This window comes from Mesorhizobium sp. M1D.F.Ca.ET.043.01.1.1 (genome assembly GCF_003952385.1).
In the GTDB taxonomy this organism is placed as follows: domain Bacteria; phylum Pseudomonadota; class Alphaproteobacteria; order Rhizobiales; family Rhizobiaceae; genus Mesorhizobium.
In genome coordinates, this window is record NZ_CP034444.1 from 5,817,834 (window position 1) to 5,833,750 (window position 15,917).

Sequence of the window (15,917 nt, forward strand, 5' to 3'; positions counted from 1 at the left end):
AGTTTGTTGGATAAACACCTGGACTGGTTCGGCCTTATGCTGTTCAACCAGCGCGTCATGACCAGCATTCCCGACAACGAGGCCGTGTTCCAGCCGGCGACTTCCGCCCGGCGGTCACGGCGCGTGGCGCTGATCGTCGCGGTTGCCTTCTTCATGCAGCTGCTCGATTCGACCATCATCTCGACGTCGCTGCCGCAGATGGGGCAGTCCTTCGGCGTGCCGGCGGTGGCGATGAGCATCGGTATCACCGCCTACATGCTGACCATGGCGGTGTTCGTGCCGCTGTCGGCTTGGCTCGCCGACCGGTTTGGCGCGCGCAACGTCTTCCTCGTCGCGATTGCGCTGTTCACGCTGGCGTCGATCGCCTGTGGCCTCTCGCAAAGCCTGACCGGCTTTGTCGGCGCCCGCATCGTGCAGGGGCTCGGCAGCGCGCTGATGACGCCGGTCGGGCGCATCCTGGTGCTGCGCAACGCCCCCAAATCCGAACTGCTCAATGCCACGGCGCTGATCACCTGGCCGGCTTTGTTCGCGCCGGTGGTCGGACCGGTGCTCGGCGGTTTCATCACCACCTATCTCTCCTGGCACTGGAACTTCTTCATCAACGTCCCTTTGGGGTTGGCCGGACTGCTGCTGGTCGCCCTTTTCGTGCCGGGCGATCGCGATTCGAAAGCGAGACCGCTCGACTGGCCGGGCTTCTTCTTCACCTCGCTCGGCCTCGCAGTGATGCTCTATGGCCTGGAGCGGCTTGCGCATCCCGAGGACGGCATTCTGCCGACAGTTGCCCTCATTGCCGCCGGCGTTGCGATCGGCTGGATCGCCGTGCGCCACTTGTTGCGCACGCCGCATCCCTTGCTCGATCTCTCGGCTTTCAAGGTCCTGACCTTCGCCGTCTCGACATTGTCGGCAGGCACGATCTTCCGCGTTGCGATCAATGCAACGCCCTTCCTTTTGCCGCTGCTCTTCCAGGTCGGCTTCGGGATGCGGCCGGTCGATGCCGGCTTCTTGATCCTGGCCTATTTCCTCGGCAATCTCGGCATGAAGGCGGTGACCACGCCGATGCTCAGGCGCTTCGGCTTCCGCCGCGTGCTGATCGTCAACGGGCTGATCGCCTCGCTGGCGATCATGGCCTGCGGAGCGATCTCGCCGCAGACGCCGTCGGCGCTGACGGTGGTGCTGATGCTGGTCGCCGGTCTCACGCGGTCGATGCAGTTCACGGCGCTCAACACGCTTGCCTTCGCCGATATCGGCGAGGCCCAGCGGAGCTCGGCCGCGACGCTCTCCAGCATGCTGCAGCAGATCTCGATGCTGTTCGGCGTGGCGGTCGCGGCGGCGATCCTCAACCTGTCGCAGATCGCCAGGGGTGACGCGGCGCCCGACCTCGCCGACTTCAGAATCGCGTATGCAGCCATCGGCCTGATCGGGCTCGCGGCGTCGTTCCGCTTCATGGCCCTGCCGCGATCCGCCGGCGCCGAGGTCTCGGGCCACTCCCAGGAGAATTGATGCCGGCAACATTGCTTCGGCGCCGAAAATTTGAATCCGGCAAACGGATTGGCTGCAGTTGTTGAGGACGCGATTCAGAAAGCTTGCGCAGCGATTCAACCGAAAGGACCACACCATGGCCACGACAAGACTTCTCGGCGATGCCGAGGTGGAGAAGATCCCGGCGGTGAAGGCGGTGTTCGACGACATCCGCGCGACGCGCAAATCCGACTTCGTCAACAATTTCTGGCGCGGGCTCGCCAACGATCCGGCGGCGCTGAAGCGGGTGTGGGAACAACTCAAGGCGGTGATGTTCGCCGATAGCGCCATCGATCCGCTGACCAAGGAGATGATCTATATCGCTGTCTCGACGGCCAATGGCTGTTCCTACTGCATTCACTCGCATACGGCCGCCGCCAGGGCCAAGGGCATGACCGACGCGCAGCATGGCGAGCTGGTTTCGATCATTGGCTTGGCCGGCCAGACCAACCACTTGGTCACGGCGATGCAGATTTCGCTCGATCCGCAGTTCGAAGTGAAGTGAGGCGCTTTTCCTTCTCCCCTTGTGGGAGAAGGTGTCGCCGAAGGCGACGGATGAGGGGTGTTCCATCGGAGTGAGGCGCTGGCGTTCCCTGGAACACCCCTCATCCGTCTCGGCGCTATCGCGCCGATCCACCTTCTCCCACAAGGGGAGAAGGGGAGGCCGCGCTACACCGGCCGATAGACCCTTTCCGCCGTGTTCCAGAAGATATCAGCCTCGGCTTCCGACCCGTGCCTGGCGACTGCGGCGCGGTGCGCCTTGATCAGCTCGGCGTGGCTGGTCCACAGCTTCTCGATCGGGAAGTTCGAGCCGAACATCAGCCGGTCGCTGCCCAGTATCCCGACCGCGTTGTCGACAATGTAGGCGATCAGCTCCGGATCGTTGCGATGCTCGAAAGTGCCGAGCCCCGACAGCTTGGCGTAGAAGTTGGGCGCCGCCGAAAGCGTGCGCAGGCCTGCCTTCCACGCTTCGGTGGTTTCCGGCTCCATGCCGGTCAGCATGCCGGCATGGGTGAGGATGAAGTTCGTTTCCGGGTTTTCGCCGACCAGCGTCAGCCCGTCCTTCATCTGCGCCGGAAAAAGCTGCAGGTCGAAGGAGAGGCCGTAATCCTTCAGTTGAGCCACATTGGCGCGCACCCTGGGATCGATCACCTGGTCGGCCGAAGCGGCGAAGCGGAAGGCGGGAGTCTCGTGCCAGTGGAGCTGCATGCGCACGCCGCGCAGCAGCCTGTATTTCATCAGGCGGTCGATCTGCGGCCGGACGTCGTCGACCGTCATGTCGGCATAGCCGACGATCGCATGCGGCCAGCCGGTTTCCTCCGCGGTCTTCTGCAGGAAGGCGACCTCCTTCTCGAAATCCTCCTTGGCCCAGTTGGTCTGGACATAGACGGCCTTCTCGACGCCCGAACCATTCTGATCTTCGAGGAATTCCGTGATCGGGTAGTCGCGGCGGATCGGCTCGTAAGGGCCGAAGATGCGCGGCACCACCGGTCCGACCAGCCAGGGCTGGTCCTTCTGGCGCCAGATGTGGAAATGCGCGTCGATCGCTTTCAGCATCACGATACCCTTTTCCAGATGGTCTCGGCCGCGGGAGCGGGGCGGGCGAGCGACAAGATGAAGTCGGAGAGACTTCTGACCGACGAGCCGTCGACCAGATCGTCGAGCACCGGGAGGATGGCGCTGAGTGCCGCGGTTGCCGGCCGGAAGCGCGGGTCGCCGGCGAGCGGGGTCGCCAGCGACAGCCGGAAGGCGCGGGCGCTGAGCCGGCGCATCGCGGTTTCAAGGTCGGCATGGTCGCCGCGCTCGAGCGCGTCCGACAGGATCACCACCGCCGCGCCGCGCGCAAAGGCCGCGAAGCGTGGCACCGAAAGAAAGGCAAGCAGTGTCGGCCCCATGCGAGTGCCGCCATCCCAGTCGTCGACCAGTGCGGCGGTGCGCGCGAGCGCCTGGCCGCGGTCGCGGATACGCAACGCCGAGGTGATGCGGGTGAGGCGCGTACCGAAGGTGAAGACTTCCGCGCGGGCTGCGCCTTGCACTGCCGCATGCGCAATCTTCAGGTAGTCGGCGGTGTGCAGCTTCATCGAGCCGGAGACGTCGATGAGCAAAAGCAGCTTGCGCGGCACGGTCTGCCGGCGGCGCAGCAGCGGCGAGGGGATGTCGCCATCGGCACTGACGATTTCGCTCAACGAGCGGCGCAGGTCGAGCGTGCCGCGCGAACGGGTGCGCATGGTGCGGAAGGAGCGGCGCGCGGGCAGGGCCGAGGCCAGCCGGCCGCGGAACGGGCCTAGGCTGTCGGGGTCGAACTGGAAATCGCGGCGGCTCAGTTGCTCGAGCGCCGAGGACAACTCGCCGCCTTTCTCCTGGCGGACAGCCTGGCTTTCTTCGTCGCGCGAGCCGCGATCGTCCTTGACGCGGGTTTCATCCTCTTCGCCTTCGATCGGGGGTTTGACGTCGCCATAGAAGTGGCTGCGGAAATGCGCGTCAAATTCGATGCGACGGTCGGGCGAAGGCGCGAGCGTGGCAAGTGCTGCTTCTCGGATGTCGGACATGGAGCTCGGGCCGAGCAGGGTGACGGCCTGCATGAAGCTGGAGACATGCTCGGGGGCGATGGGAAAGGCGTGATGGCGCAGCAAGCGGGCGAAGCCCAGTAAGGGCTCGGCGGCACGAGGCAGTTTTTCCGCACGCCTCATTCCTTCGCGCCCCCCTCTGTCCTGCCGGACATCTCCCCCACGAGGGGGGAGATCAGCGGTTTCGCCGGCGGCGTCCAATCTTCAACGTTGGAGATTTGCGAAGGCCGAAGTGACAGCCAATCTCCCCCCTTGTGGGGGAGATGTCCGGCAGGACAGAGGGGGGCGCTGGCCCGCCAACCTTGCGAAATAGGCGCGTTGCGATTACTCATCACCCCAACGCCTCCTCGACGATCCTCCCGAGCTCCGGCGCGATTGCGGACAGGTCCTCCTCGTCCTTGATCAGCACGCCGATGGCGCGGCGGAAGGCTTCAGGCCACGGGCTGCCGCCTTTTTCAAGGATGGTCGCGGCATTCGCCCATTCGACGGCTTCGGCAATGCCCGGCGGCTTGGCCAGCGGACGCGCGCGGATCTGCTGCACGGCATTCGCCACCGCTCGCGCGGTCGCTTTTGCCACGTCGCCGGCGCGCAGCATGATGATCTCGGCCTCGCGAGCCGCATCTGGGTATCCGATCCAGTGGTAGACGCAGCGCCGCCGCAGCGCCTCGGCAAGCTCGCGGGTGCGGTTCGAGGTCAGGATGACGATCGGCTGCGTCGCGGCGCGGATGGTACCGCGTTCCGGGATGCTGATCTGGAAGTCGGAAAGGAATTCGAGCAGCAGCGCTTCGAATTCGTGGTCGGAGCGGTCGATCTCGTCGACCAGCAGCACGCGCTGTTCCGGCACGCGCAGAACCTGCAGCAGCGGCCGCGCGATCAGGAAGCGGTCGTCATAGATATCGATCTCGTGCTCGCCGGCGTGGCGGATGGCGAGGAGCTGCCGCTGGTAGTTCCATTCGTAGAGCGCATGCGCGGCATCGATGCCTTCATAGCATTGCAGGCGCACCAATTCGCGGCCGAGCAATTCGGCGGTCGCCTTGGCGGCTTCGGTCTTGCCAACGCCAGGCGCGCCTTCGAGCAGCAGCGGCTTGCCCAGACGGATCGCGAGGAAGATCGCGGTCGCGAGGCCGTCGTCCGCCAGGTAACGCGACGCGGCGAGGCGCGCGGCCACCGCCTCCGGTGAGGCAGCGGTCTGCTCGGCATCGGCGCGAGCCATCTTCTTGCTCAGCCCGCCGCTAGCGCCTTCAGCGCGCGCAGGATGCGCTCGGGCGTGATCGGCAACGTGTCGATGCGCACGCCGACGGCGTCGAAGACGGCATTGGCAACGGCCGGAATCTGCGGGTTGGCGCACATCTCGCCCGGTCCCTTGGCACCGAACGGGCCATCGGCGGACGGGCGCTCCAGCACGATGATCTCGGTCTCGGCGAGGTCGCCAGGACCCGGCATCAGATACTGGTTGAAGTCGGTGCCGCCATGGTCGCGGTTCGGATAATAGGGCTCGGTCGTCTCATAGAGCGCGTGGCTGATGCCCATCCAGGAGCCGCCGACCAACTGCTGCTCGACCATCTTAGGGTTCAGCGCGCGGCCGATCTCGAAGACGTTCTTCACGCTAAGCACCGTCACCTCGCCGGTTTCGTCGTCGACCTCGACCTCGGCCACCGTGCAGGCGTGGGCATAGCAGGTCGAGGGCTTCATCGCGCCGGTCTCCTTCTCCGGGTAGGAGCGCGGGATCAGGAACATGCCGCGGCCGGAGATCGAGCGGCCGCGCTTGAAATGCGCCGACAGCGCGACGTCGAAGATCGAGATCGATTTCTGCGGCGCGCCCTTCACCAATATGTTGCCCTGGCCGTCGGTTTCGAGGTCGGAAGCGTTCACCTCCAGCTCTTCGGCCGCCACTTCCAGCATCACCTGGCGGGCTTCCCTGGCCGCCTGGATGACGGCATTGCCGGCGCGGTGCGTGCCGCGCGAGGCGAAGGTGCCCATGCAGTGCGGGCCGGTGTCGGTGTCGGCGGTGTCGACGATGACGCGGTCGGTCGGCACGCCGATCGTCTCGGCGCAGATCTGCGCCATGATCTGCTTCATGCCCTGGCCCAGATCGACGCTCGACAGCGTCACCATGAAATTGCCGGTCGGCGTCGAGTGAACCAGCGCCTGGGTCGGGTCGCCGCCGAGATTCATGCCCGTCGGATAGTTGATCGCGGCGACGCCGCGTCCACGCCGGATCGCCATCTCAGGCTCCCTTCCTGTAGGAGGACATCGCCATGTATTTATCCGCCACCGGCCAGTTTGCGGCGCGCGAGGCTTCCTGCATGCATTCGATCAGCGCCGCACCCTCGGTCAGCTGGCGATGCGCCTTCATGTCGCCGTCGCGGTAGGCGTTGATGAAGCGGAACTCGAGCGGATCCATGGCGATCAGCCGCGCCAGCTTGTCCATCTGCACCTCCAGCGCGAAGTCGCCGATGGTGACGCCGAAGCCGCGCATGGCGGAGGAGGGGGTGCGGTTGGTGTAGACGCAGTAGGTGTCGATCCAGACATTGGGAATCGTGTAAGGGCCCGGGTAGTGCGCCGCCCCTTTCTGCGCGCCGTAAGGCGAATGGCGCGAATAGGCGCCGGCATCGGTGTAGCCGGTCACCTTGCGGGCTACGATGCGGCCGTCCTTCATGACGCCGTCCTTGATGACGACCTTCTCGGCAGCGCGCGGCGAGGAGATCTGCATCTCCTCCTCGCGGCTGTAGATGAATGAGACCGGACGTCCGGTTAGCTTGGCTGCCAGGATGGCGATAGGTTCGACGATGACGTCGACCTTGCCGCCAAAACCGCCGCCGACGGTGCCGCCGACGAAATGCAGCTTGCTGCCAGGCATCTGCAGGATGATCGAGGCGTTGTCGAGCGTGAAGAACATCGCCTGGGTGTTGGTATAGCAGGCGAAGCGGTCGTTGCCCTCGGGCGCCACAATGCAGCCGGTCGTCTCGGTCGGCGCATGCTCGATGGGCGAGGACTGGTACGTCTGCTCGAGGATGTGGTCGGCCTCGGCAAAACCCGCCTCGACATCGCCGAAGCGCACCTTGCGGCAGTCGCCGCTGTCATAGAGGTAGTAGTTGCGGCCGTGATATTCGTTGACGATCGGCGCGCCGGGCTTCAGCGCTTCCTCCATGTCGAAGACGGCGGGCAGCACCTCGTAGTCGACCTTGACCTTGGCGGCGGCTTCCTGCGCCGCGCGCTCGGTCTCGGCCAGCACCGCCACCACGGCCTCGCCCTTCCAGCGCACCTTGCCGTCGGCGAGCACCGTTTCGTCCTCCGGGCCGATCTGGATCAGGATCAGGATGGTGTAGACGTTGTGCGGCACGTCCTTGGCGGTCAGCACGCGCACGACGCCCGGATGTTTCTCCGCCTCTGAAGTGTCGACGGAACGGATGCGGGCGTGATGATGCGGGCTGCGCACCATCTTCAGATGCAGCATGCCGGGGAAATTGCGATCGGCGAAATAGGCGGTCTGGCCGGTGACATGGCCGGGGGAATCTAGCCGCGGCCGCGGTTGGCCGATCTCGTTGAGGCCGTCCTTGCGGACATCGGCGAAATAGTCCTTGCGCAGTTCCATGGCTCGTCCCCTCAGGCGGCGCTCTGCGAATTGGCGCGCGCGGCGGTCAGCACCGCCTGGATGATCGGCTCGTAGCCGGTGCAGCGGCAGATGTTGCCGGACAGCGCCTCGACCACATCCTCGCGGCTCGGATTCGGCGTGCGGTCGAGCAGCACCTTGGCGGCCATGATCATGCCCGGCGTGCAGAAGCCGCATTGGGTGGCGAAGGCATCGAGGAAGGCGCGCTGCAGCGGATGCAGCACGCCGCCTTCGGCGAGGCCGGCAGTGGTCGTGATGTCGGCGCCGTTGCAGGTCTCGGCCAATGTCAGGCAGGACAGCCTCAACTCGCCGTCGATGATGACCGAGCAAGCGCCGCAGGTGCCCTGGTGGCAACCGCCTTTCGGCGATGTGTCGCCGATCTTGTCGCGCAGCGCGTGGAGCAGCGTCGTGCCGCTCTCGATGAATTCGGCCTTCTCGGAGCCGTTGAGCGTGAATTGGACAGGTACCTTTGCCATTTTTTCTCCCTGCGCGCCTGCCCGGATGAACCGGACAGACGCGCGTCCCCCCACGGTTGGTCAGCTCAGCAGCAATCGCCCGAGATGGACCGGCAGCACCTCAGCGCGATACCAGGCGCTGGCGATCGGGTCGGTGATCGGCGAGATGCCTTCGCCAGCCGCGGCCAGCGCCGGCGCGATTTCCTGCGGCATCAGCTTGCAGCCGAGCAGCGCCTTCTCCGCCGCCTTGGCCCGTATCGGCCGATCGGCCATGCAGCCAAGCGCGATGCGTGCGGAGGTCATCGTGCCGTCTGCCGTGCGCTGCAAAAGCGCCGCGATGCTCAGCACCGAGACCCCTTTCGGCTTGACTCGCGACACTTTGAGGAAGCGGAAGCTTTCCGCCTCGGGCAGCGAAAAGCCGACAGCGGTGACGACGGCGCGGCTGGTGTCGCGACTCGCCAGGAAAGTCTCGACCGGCATTTCGCCGGCCTCGGCGGCGACGGTGGCGTCCAGCGCCAGCAGCGCCACGGCGAAATCGCCGTAAGGAGCGGAGGCGAACAGATTGCCGCCGACGGTCGCCATGTTGCGGATCGCCGGCCCGCCGACGGCGCGCGCGGCCGGCGCGAGCGCGGCAAGCTCGGCATGGCGGGCGATCGCCGCCATGGTGACGGAAGCGCCGAGCCGGACCTTGCCGTCGGAAACGGCGATCTGCGAAAGCCCGGGGTCGGTGACGCGTACGAGGCTGGAGACGGAACCGTCGCCCTCATTGGCGGCGCGAACGACCAGCGTGCCGCCGCCGAGATAGCGGGTGCCCGCCGCCTGCAGGGCCGCATTGGCGTCTTTCACGGATGAGAAGGTCTGCAGCGCAAGCGGCATGGCGCGCTCCCTGATTTAGCCGTTGCCGGCGAAATGGCTCTTCAGGGCATTGAAGCCGCCCTGGAAGACGTTGGCGCCCATGCCTTCGGCCAGCTTGTCGGCTTCTTCGGGCGCGGCGTCGAAGCTCGCGGTCCATTCGGCATAGGTGCGGTTGCCGTCGGTGACGCGTCGCAGCTGCAGCGTCGCCTTGTGGTTGGTAATCGGCTGCGGGGTCTCGAGGATCGCGTAGCTGACCAGGAAATTCTCGTCGGAGAAGTCGAGCAGCTTCTCGCGCAGGCGGGCGCCGCTGATGAGCTGGAAGTTGCGCACGCAGCCGATCATGGCGGCGTCCTTGCCGTCCTCGATGTGGCTTTCGACCATGCGCGGATGCCAGCCCGGCAGGCCGTTGAAGTCGCGGATGCGCGCCCACACCTGTTCGACCGGCGCGTCGATGACGCTGGAGATGGTGACTTTCGCCATGAACTCGTTCCCCTGCAACGATGGCAAGGAGGCTAGGGCGGAGGCCCGGGTTGCGCTTATCAACGCGTCTTGCGCGCCTATCAATCAGTCTGAAAAACAGCGACTTCTGGCTGTTTAAGACATCGCCCGCGCCGCTTCGCGGTAGAGCGTCGGCGGCACGCCGACATGGTCGCGGAAGAAGCGCGAGAAATTGCCCTGGGTGGTGAAGCCGAGATTGGAGGCGACCGAGATCAGCGGCTCCTGCGACCACTGCAGCTGGCGCACGGCTTCCTCCATGCGCAGCGTGTTCCAGTAGACGTTCGGCGTCAGGTTGGTCTGTTCCTTGAACAAAGCGAAGAAATGCGGCCTCGACAGGCCGACCGAACGCGCCACGTCGTCGAAGGAGATGCGCTCGCAGACATTGGCCTTCATCAGCTGGATCGCCTTGCGGACGCGGAAATCCAGCATCGTGTTGATGCGCGCGCGTACCACCTGCGGTGCCGAAGCGTCCGCGGCGTCGAGCACGCTGTCGATGAAGCGCTCGATCTCGTAGTTGGCAACGTCGTCGATGCTTTCATTGTCGGCAAGGTGATCGAGCAGGTTCGCCGCCGCCTGATGCAGCCACGGCTCCAGCGTGATTGCGGCTTGCGCAAACAGCGGCGCCGAAGCTGGCAGGTCGCGGCGTCGGCGCGCCCAGTCGGGATCGATGTAGAAAGCGAGGAACAGGCCGGGCCTGCCGTCGCGGGAAAGCGCGTGGCTGTGCGGCTGGAAGGAATTGATGCCGGCGGCGGTCTCAGGTCCCAGCCCCACCGTCTCGCGGCCGATGGTCATTTCGCCAGCCGTGCCTTCCAGCCAGATGATGAGATGCGCCTCGCCATGGGCATGAGTGACGAAGTCGTTGGCGACATTCAGGACAGAGACATGTCCGAACCGGCCCCAATAGAGCCTGATCGCGTCCGTCATGGGTATAGTTCCTCCCGCAGGCGACTGGCCTCCCTTCGCCTGCCCGGGGATTGTGCGACCGGCGTCCGCCCTGCGTCAAGGCACAGAGGGACGACGGCCGCTTCGCATTGGCTGCCCGGGCAGATTTTCAGACTGAGCGATAGGGGGCGTCCCCCTTCTCCCCTTGTGGGAGAAGGTGTCGCCGAAGGCGACGGATGAGGGGTGCTCCAGGGAACGCCAGCGTCTCACTCCGCTGGAACACCCTTCATCCGTCTCGGCGCTATCGCGCCGATCCACCTTCTCCCACAAGGGGAGAAGGCAAGGCTGCGCTTCAATCGCTGCGCCGGAAGTTGCGGATGCGGTCGAACAGCACGGCCAGAAGAATGGCGCCGCCGATGAACGTGCCTTGCCAGAAGGCGTTGATGCCGAGCAGGCCGAGGCTGTTGCGGATCACCTCGATCAGTGCGGCGCCGACGATGGCGCCGAATGCGGTGCCGACGCCGCCGGCGAGATTGGCGCCGCCGATGACGGTGGCGGCGATCACCTGCAGCTCCATGCCGGTGCCGATATTGGTGGTGACGGCGCCCAGCCATCCGGTCTGGATGATGCCCGCCAGACCCGCCGAGAGCGCCGAGGTCATATAGACCGCGACCTTGATCTGGCGCACCGGAACACCGGTCAGCGTCGCCGCGTGCTCATTGCCGCCGATGGCGAAGATGTGCCGGCCGAACTTGGTCCAGCGCAGGATGAAACCGGTGATCAGCGCCAGGATGATCATGTAGAGCACCGGGTTGGCGATGCCGAACAACCAGGCGCCGCCACCCAGAGCCAGAAGCTTTTCGTGGTCCGGCCCGAACTGGAAGACGACGGTGTTGTTGGAGGCCACCATGGCGAGGCTGCGGGCGACCGAGAGCATGCCGAGCGTCACCACGAAGGGCGGGAAGCCCAGATAGGCGATGAGCACGCCGTTGAAGGCGCCGATGGCGAGCGCGGTGACGATTGTGGCCAGGATGCCGACCTCGATCGAATAGCCGGCATGCATGGTGACGGCCAGCACCATCGAGCACAGGCACAGCACAGAGCCGACCGACAGGTCGATGCCGCCGGTGATGATGACGAAGGTCATGCCGAGCGCGACGATGGCGACGAAGGTGATGTTGCGGGTGATGTTGTAGAGGTTCTTCTGCGTGGCGAAGGCGTCGGTGGCGAAGGAGAGGAACAGACAGGCGAGGATGACCGCGATCACCACCCAAAAAGTCTGGCTGGACATCACGCGCGACAGGAAAGTGTGCTGCTTCTGCGCGATCGTCTGGTCAAGGGTGACTGCCATTATCGACCTTTCCTGCCGGCGCCGAAGACGCCAAGAATTCCAGTGCTTTCATGCCACTTGCTCGATGGCGCCGGTGATCAGCCCGGTGACTTCCTCCGGCGAGCTCGAGGCGATCTTCTTGTCGGCGACCTTCCTGCCGCGCCGCATGACGATGACGCGGTCGGCGACGTCGAAGACGTCGGGCATGCGGTGGCTGATCAGCACCACGGCGATGCCCTGGTCGCGCAGATGGCGGATCAGGTTCAGCACCTCGGCGACCTGCCTGACCGAGATCGCCGCCGTCGGCTCGTCCATCAGCACGATCTTGGCCTGCGAAAGCATGGTGCGGGCGATCGCCACCGCCTGGCGCTGGCCGCCCGACATCTGCTTGACCAGATCGCGGGGCCGGGTCTCGGATTTCAGCTCGGCGAAGAGCTGGCCGGCGCGCTTGTACATGGCGGCGTAGTCGAGAATGCGGAAGGGTCCAACGCCCTTGCGAAGCTCGCGGCCAAGATAGACGTTGGCGGCGGCCGTCAGATTGTTGCAAAGCGCCAGATCCTGGTGGACGATCTCGATGCCATGCTGGCGGGCTTCCGCCGGCTTGTGCAGGATCAACTCCTTGCCGTCCATGCGCATCGTGCCGTGGCTCGGGTGGAAGTTGCCGGCGATCATCTTGACCAGCGTCGACTTGCCGGCGCCGTTGTCGCCCATCAGGCCAACGACTTCACCGGCCTCCAGCGTGAACGAAACGTCGTTCACCGCCTGGATGGCGCCGAAATGCTTCGAAATGTTGGCGAGTTCGAGAACCGACACCAGCCTTAAGCCTCCCCATTTTCGCCCTGCGACTGCTTCGCCATCGACGCCGGCGCTCGCATTGGCCTCGCACCTCCAGCTCCTCCCGAGCCGGTGCGACAGACCCATTTAGGCAAATGCGGACATGGGCGTCAATCAATTGTCGGACGATTAATTTCGAAACTCGTAAAAAAATCCGTTTTGTAGGACAAATAGGAATTGACGGCAGCGGCGAGCCGATATTAGCTAGCGTCGGAGGAACAACCTGCCCGCGCAAATAGCCCGTTCGGCGGAAGCGAGGGGCAGGGGATTTGATCCGGCAACCCCAGCGTTCATTCGACCTGGAACGGATCGGCAAATGCTTATCGGCCCGGCCAGGACACGGACGTTGGAGGCAATCCCCGTGTCCCTTGCATCCGGACCGATCGGTGTGGCGGGCACGCCGTGTCCGTCTTTTTCAAGGGAGGAACGTTATGAGGAAATCACTTTTGCTCGCCGCCGTCGCCGCCATGGCGCTGGGCGCCGGGCCGGCTTTGGCCAAGAAGCAGCTCGTCATTGTCGTGAAGGGTCTCGACAACCCGTTCTTCGAAGCCATCCACCAGGGCTGCGAGAAGTGGAACAAGGAGAACGCCAGCTCCGAATATGAATGCTTCTACACCGGTCCGGCATCGACCTCGGACGAGGCCGGCGAAGCCCAGATCGTGCAGGACATGCTGAGCAAGCCGGACACGGTGGCGATGGCGATCTCGCCGTCCAACGCGCCGCTGATTGCGCAGACGATCAAGAGCGCCAATCCGTCGATCCCGATCATGACCGTCGACGCCGACCTTGCCAAGGAAGACGCAGCCCTTCGCAAGACCTATCTCGGCACCGACAACTATCTGATGGGCAAGCGCATCGGCGAATACATCAAGAAGGCCAAGCCGAATGGCGGCACGGTCTGCACCATCGAAGGCAATCCGGCCGCCGACAACATCCTGCGCCGCGCGCAGGGCATGCGCGATGCGCTGTCGGGCAAGGATGGCCTGTCGGCGCTCGCCGGCGAAGGCGGCTGGACCGAGGTGGCCGGCTGCCCGGTGTTCACCAATGACGACGGCGCCAAGGGTGTGCAGGCGATGACGGACATCCTCGCCGCCAATCCGAAGCTCGACGCGTTCGGCATCATGGGCGGCTGGCCGCTGTTCGGCGCTCCGCAGCCCTATCGCGACCTGTTCAAGCCGATGGCCGACAAGATCGCCAAGAACGAGTTCGTCATCGGCGCCGCCGACACCATCGGCGACGAGGTGGCGATCGCCAGGGACGGCCTGGTGACCGCGCTGGTCGGCCAGCGGCCGTTCGAAATGGGCTACAAGGCGCCTTCGGTGATGATCGACCTGATCGAAGGCAAGAAGGTCGACGATCCGGTCTTCACCGGCCTCGATGAATGCACCAAGGACACGGTCGATACCTGCATCCAGAAGTAGGCTTCGATGCGGGGGCGCCTTTTACGGGCGCCCCTTCACCTTTCCCTCGGACGCTGAACGCGGCCTTTGCCCCGGCAAGAGGCGACAGGCTTCGCGCGCCCGAATTTCTGGCGGATGTTTCGCGGGCAACTTCCGCCCGCGACGGGAGGCACCGGAACGCGGATGCCACGGGAAAAGTCAGGCAAGCGCCTAGCCGAGCCGGCGCAGCCGGCCACGATCCGCAGGTCCGAGGCGACGCGGATTGCCGGTCTCAGCGTGCATGCTTCGCTGGCCGGCGAGATCGGCCTCAGGATCGTGCGCGGCGACTATCCGCCAGGCGCCATCCTGCCCAACGAAGCCAAATGGTCGGAAACCTTCAATGTCAGCCGCTCGGCGGTGCGCGAGGCCATCAAGATGCTGATGGCCAAGAGCCTGCTTGCGTCGCGCCCGAAGATCGGCAGCTGGGTCGAGCCGAGGGAACGCTGGAACCTGCTCGACCGCGACGTGCTCGCCTGGTACGCGACCTCGCCGGACCGCGAGGTGTTCCTGAGGACCGTGCAGGAGTTCCGCCACATCATCGAACCGGAAGCGGCCGCCTTCGCGGCGATGCGGCGCTCCGACGAGCAGATGGTCGAGATCAGCCAGGCCTGCCGCGAGATGGGAGAGGCGGCGCACATCCAGGAGCGCACGCGCGCCGATACGCGGTTCCATCTCGCCATCCTGCGCGCCTCCGGCAACGAGCTCCTGGTGCCGCTCGGCGTGCTGATCGAATCGGCGCTCGACCATCTCTTCGTCTTCGTCACGCGCGAGCACAGCGACCAGCGGCGGGCCCAGTCGCTGCACGAGGCGATCGAGCGGAACATCCGCCTGCAGCGTCCGGCCGCCGCCAGGACCGCGGTGCACAGGCTGCTCGCCAACACCGACGAGGTGATCGAGCGGTCGCGGCGCTGAGAAGCCTTGCGCCGGCGGCGTCAGATCTTCTGCTTCACGCCATCCTTCGACGGCATCAGGTCGACGCCGTTGAGCTTGCCGATATGGGTGGCCAGCATCGGCACATACTGTTCGGCCGGCCCCGCGGCGAAGGCGGTCGCGAACGAGTTCTTGGTGGCGTTGCCGAGCGGGTTGGCAATGCCGGCCGCGCCCGCCATCGATTCCAGATAGGTAAGGTCCTTGAAGGCATTGGCGATGGAGAATTTGTGGGCGTCGCGGTCGCCGTCCAGCGTCCAGCGCATGAAGGTCTGGTAGAAGCCGCAATCCATGCGGCCGTTGCGGATCACGCTGTCGAAGCGCGGCGGCGAGATGCCGACCTTCTCGGCCAGCGCCAGCGCCTCCGAATAGATCGCCGCGTAGCCCAGCGAGATGAAATTGTTGAGCAGCTTCATGCGGTGGCCGTCGCCGGTGTCGCCGATATGGACGATGCGGCCGGCCCAGGTTTCGATCACCGGCTTCAGCCGGGCGAACACCGCGTCGGGCGCGCCGACCATGGCGTCGAGCGTGCCTTCCCAGGCCTCCTTCGGCGTGCGGCTGAGCGGCGCGTCGACATAGTCGACGCCGAGCGCCTTGAGCTCGGCGGCCAAGGCAACGGTGGATGTCGGGTCGGCCGTCGAGCAATCGACCACCACGGAGCCTTTCCGCAAGCCCTCCTTCAGCCCGCCAGGACCGCGGATGATCGCCTCCACCTCGCGCGAGCCGGTGACGCAGATGAAGACGATGTCGGAGGCGGCCGCCACCTCTTTGGACGTGGCCGCTTCCTTTGCGCCGCGACCGAGCAGGTCTTCCGCCGGCTTGCGGTTCTTGCGGCCGAGGAAGGTGAGCGGATAGCCCTTGTCGACGATGTTCTTGGCGATGCCGTGCCCCATCAGGCCGAGGCCGATGAAACCGATGTTTTCGCGGGCAGCGGTGGTGGTCATGTCGTTTCGTCCCTGTCTTTGTTGATGATCGGCGCCGGGCGCGACCGGCCGGCGG

At 65.4% G+C, this 15,917-nt stretch carries 16 protein-coding genes; 4 read left to right on the forward strand and 12 right to left on the reverse strand.

The genetic code is table 11. From position 1 onward, the window contains the following. The first annotated feature begins 57 nt into the window (after positions 1 to 57). On the forward strand, positions 58 to 1,500 hold the full coding sequence (locus EJ067_RS27905) for a DHA2 family efflux MFS transporter permease subunit (protein WP_126089777.1): 1,443 nt from the start codon (positions 58 to 60) through the stop codon (positions 1,498 to 1,500). Between the two features lie 115 nt (positions 1,501 to 1,615). Further along, entirely contained in the window at positions 1,616 to 2,023 is a 408-nt protein-coding gene (locus EJ067_RS27910; protein ID WP_126088366.1) for a carboxymuconolactone decarboxylase family protein, read from the forward strand. Between the two features lie 164 nt (positions 2,024 to 2,187). Here EJ067_RS27910 and EJ067_RS27915 read toward each other — a convergent pair whose 3' ends face one another. The 11 genes from EJ067_RS27915 to EJ067_RS27970 all read right to left on the reverse strand — a co-directional run bounded on the left by EJ067_RS27915 (position 2,188) and on the right by EJ067_RS27970 (position 12,531). Beyond that, on the reverse strand, positions 2,188 to 3,075 hold the full coding sequence (locus tag EJ067_RS27915; RefSeq protein ID WP_189510817.1) for an amidohydrolase: 888 nt from the start codon (positions 3,073 to 3,075) through the stop codon (positions 2,188 to 2,190). Then, on the reverse strand, positions 3,075 to 4,208 hold the full coding sequence (locus EJ067_RS27920; RefSeq protein ID WP_126088368.1) for a VWA domain-containing protein: 1,134 nt from the start codon (positions 4,206 to 4,208) through the stop codon (positions 3,075 to 3,077). Before EJ067_RS27920 ends, EJ067_RS27915 begins: the two co-directional genes overlap by 1 nt. 208 nt (positions 4,209 to 4,416) lie before the next feature. Beyond that, positions 4,417 to 5,298, reverse strand: a complete 882-nt coding sequence (locus tag EJ067_RS27930) for a MoxR family ATPase (RefSeq protein ID WP_126088370.1) — start codon at positions 5,296 to 5,298, stop codon at positions 4,417 to 4,419. 8 nt (positions 5,299 to 5,306) lie between these two features. Then, a complete protein-coding gene (locus EJ067_RS35725) occupies positions 5,307 to 6,311 on the reverse strand; it encodes a molybdopterin cofactor-binding domain-containing protein (RefSeq protein WP_126088371.1) in 1,005 nt (334 codons plus the stop codon). A 1-nt stretch (position 6,312) separates the two neighbouring features. After that, entirely contained in the window at positions 6,313 to 7,680 is a 1,368-nt protein-coding gene (locus EJ067_RS35730; protein ID WP_126088372.1) for a xanthine dehydrogenase family protein molybdopterin-binding subunit, read from the reverse strand. Positions 7,681 to 7,691: 11 nt separating this feature from the next. After that, the gene (locus EJ067_RS27945) at positions 7,692 to 8,174 is read right to left on the reverse strand and encodes a (2Fe-2S)-binding protein (RefSeq protein WP_126088373.1); all 483 of its coding nucleotides are present in this window, start codon (positions 8,172 to 8,174) and stop codon (positions 7,692 to 7,694) included. Positions 8,175 to 8,234: 60 nt separating this feature from the next. Then, positions 8,235 to 9,029 (reverse strand): FAD binding domain-containing protein, encoded by a 795-nt coding sequence (locus EJ067_RS27950; RefSeq protein ID WP_126088374.1) that lies wholly within the window; start codon positions 9,027 to 9,029, stop codon positions 8,235 to 8,237. 15 nt (positions 9,030 to 9,044) lie between these two features. Next, entirely contained in the window at positions 9,045 to 9,488 is a 444-nt protein-coding gene (locus tag EJ067_RS27955; RefSeq protein WP_126088375.1) for an SRPBCC family protein, read from the reverse strand. Between the two features lie 114 nt (positions 9,489 to 9,602). Further along, positions 9,603 to 10,430: an AraC family transcriptional regulator gene (locus EJ067_RS27960; RefSeq protein ID WP_126088376.1), complete on the reverse strand. Its 828-nt coding sequence runs from the start codon at positions 10,428 to 10,430 to the stop codon at positions 9,603 to 9,605. Between the two features lie 310 nt (positions 10,431 to 10,740). Next, on the reverse strand, positions 10,741 to 11,739 hold the full coding sequence (locus tag EJ067_RS27965) for an ABC transporter permease (RefSeq protein ID WP_126088377.1): 999 nt from the start codon (positions 11,737 to 11,739) through the stop codon (positions 10,741 to 10,743). 48 nt (positions 11,740 to 11,787) lie between these two features. Then, positions 11,788 to 12,531 carry an ATP-binding cassette domain-containing protein gene (locus EJ067_RS27970; protein WP_126088378.1) on the reverse strand — a complete coding sequence of 248 codons (744 nt, stop codon included), beginning with the start codon at positions 12,529 to 12,531 and terminating at the stop codon, positions 11,788 to 11,790. Positions 12,532 to 12,983: 452 nt separating this feature from the next. Here EJ067_RS27970 and EJ067_RS27975 point away from each other — a divergent pair, with 452 nt between their 5' ends. Next, a complete protein-coding gene (locus EJ067_RS27975; RefSeq protein WP_126088379.1) occupies positions 12,984 to 13,973 on the forward strand; it encodes a sugar-binding protein in 990 nt (329 codons plus the stop codon). Between the two features lie 162 nt (positions 13,974 to 14,135). Next, positions 14,136 to 14,903, forward strand: a complete 768-nt coding sequence (locus tag EJ067_RS27980) for a FadR/GntR family transcriptional regulator (RefSeq protein ID WP_126088380.1) — start codon at positions 14,136 to 14,138, stop codon at positions 14,901 to 14,903. Positions 14,904 to 14,923: 20 nt separating this feature from the next. Here EJ067_RS27980 and EJ067_RS27985 read toward each other — a convergent pair whose 3' ends face one another. Next, a complete protein-coding gene (locus tag EJ067_RS27985) occupies positions 14,924 to 15,862 on the reverse strand; it encodes an NAD(P)-dependent oxidoreductase (protein WP_126088381.1) in 939 nt (312 codons plus the stop codon). Positions 15,863 to 15,917 lie beyond the last annotated feature (55 nt).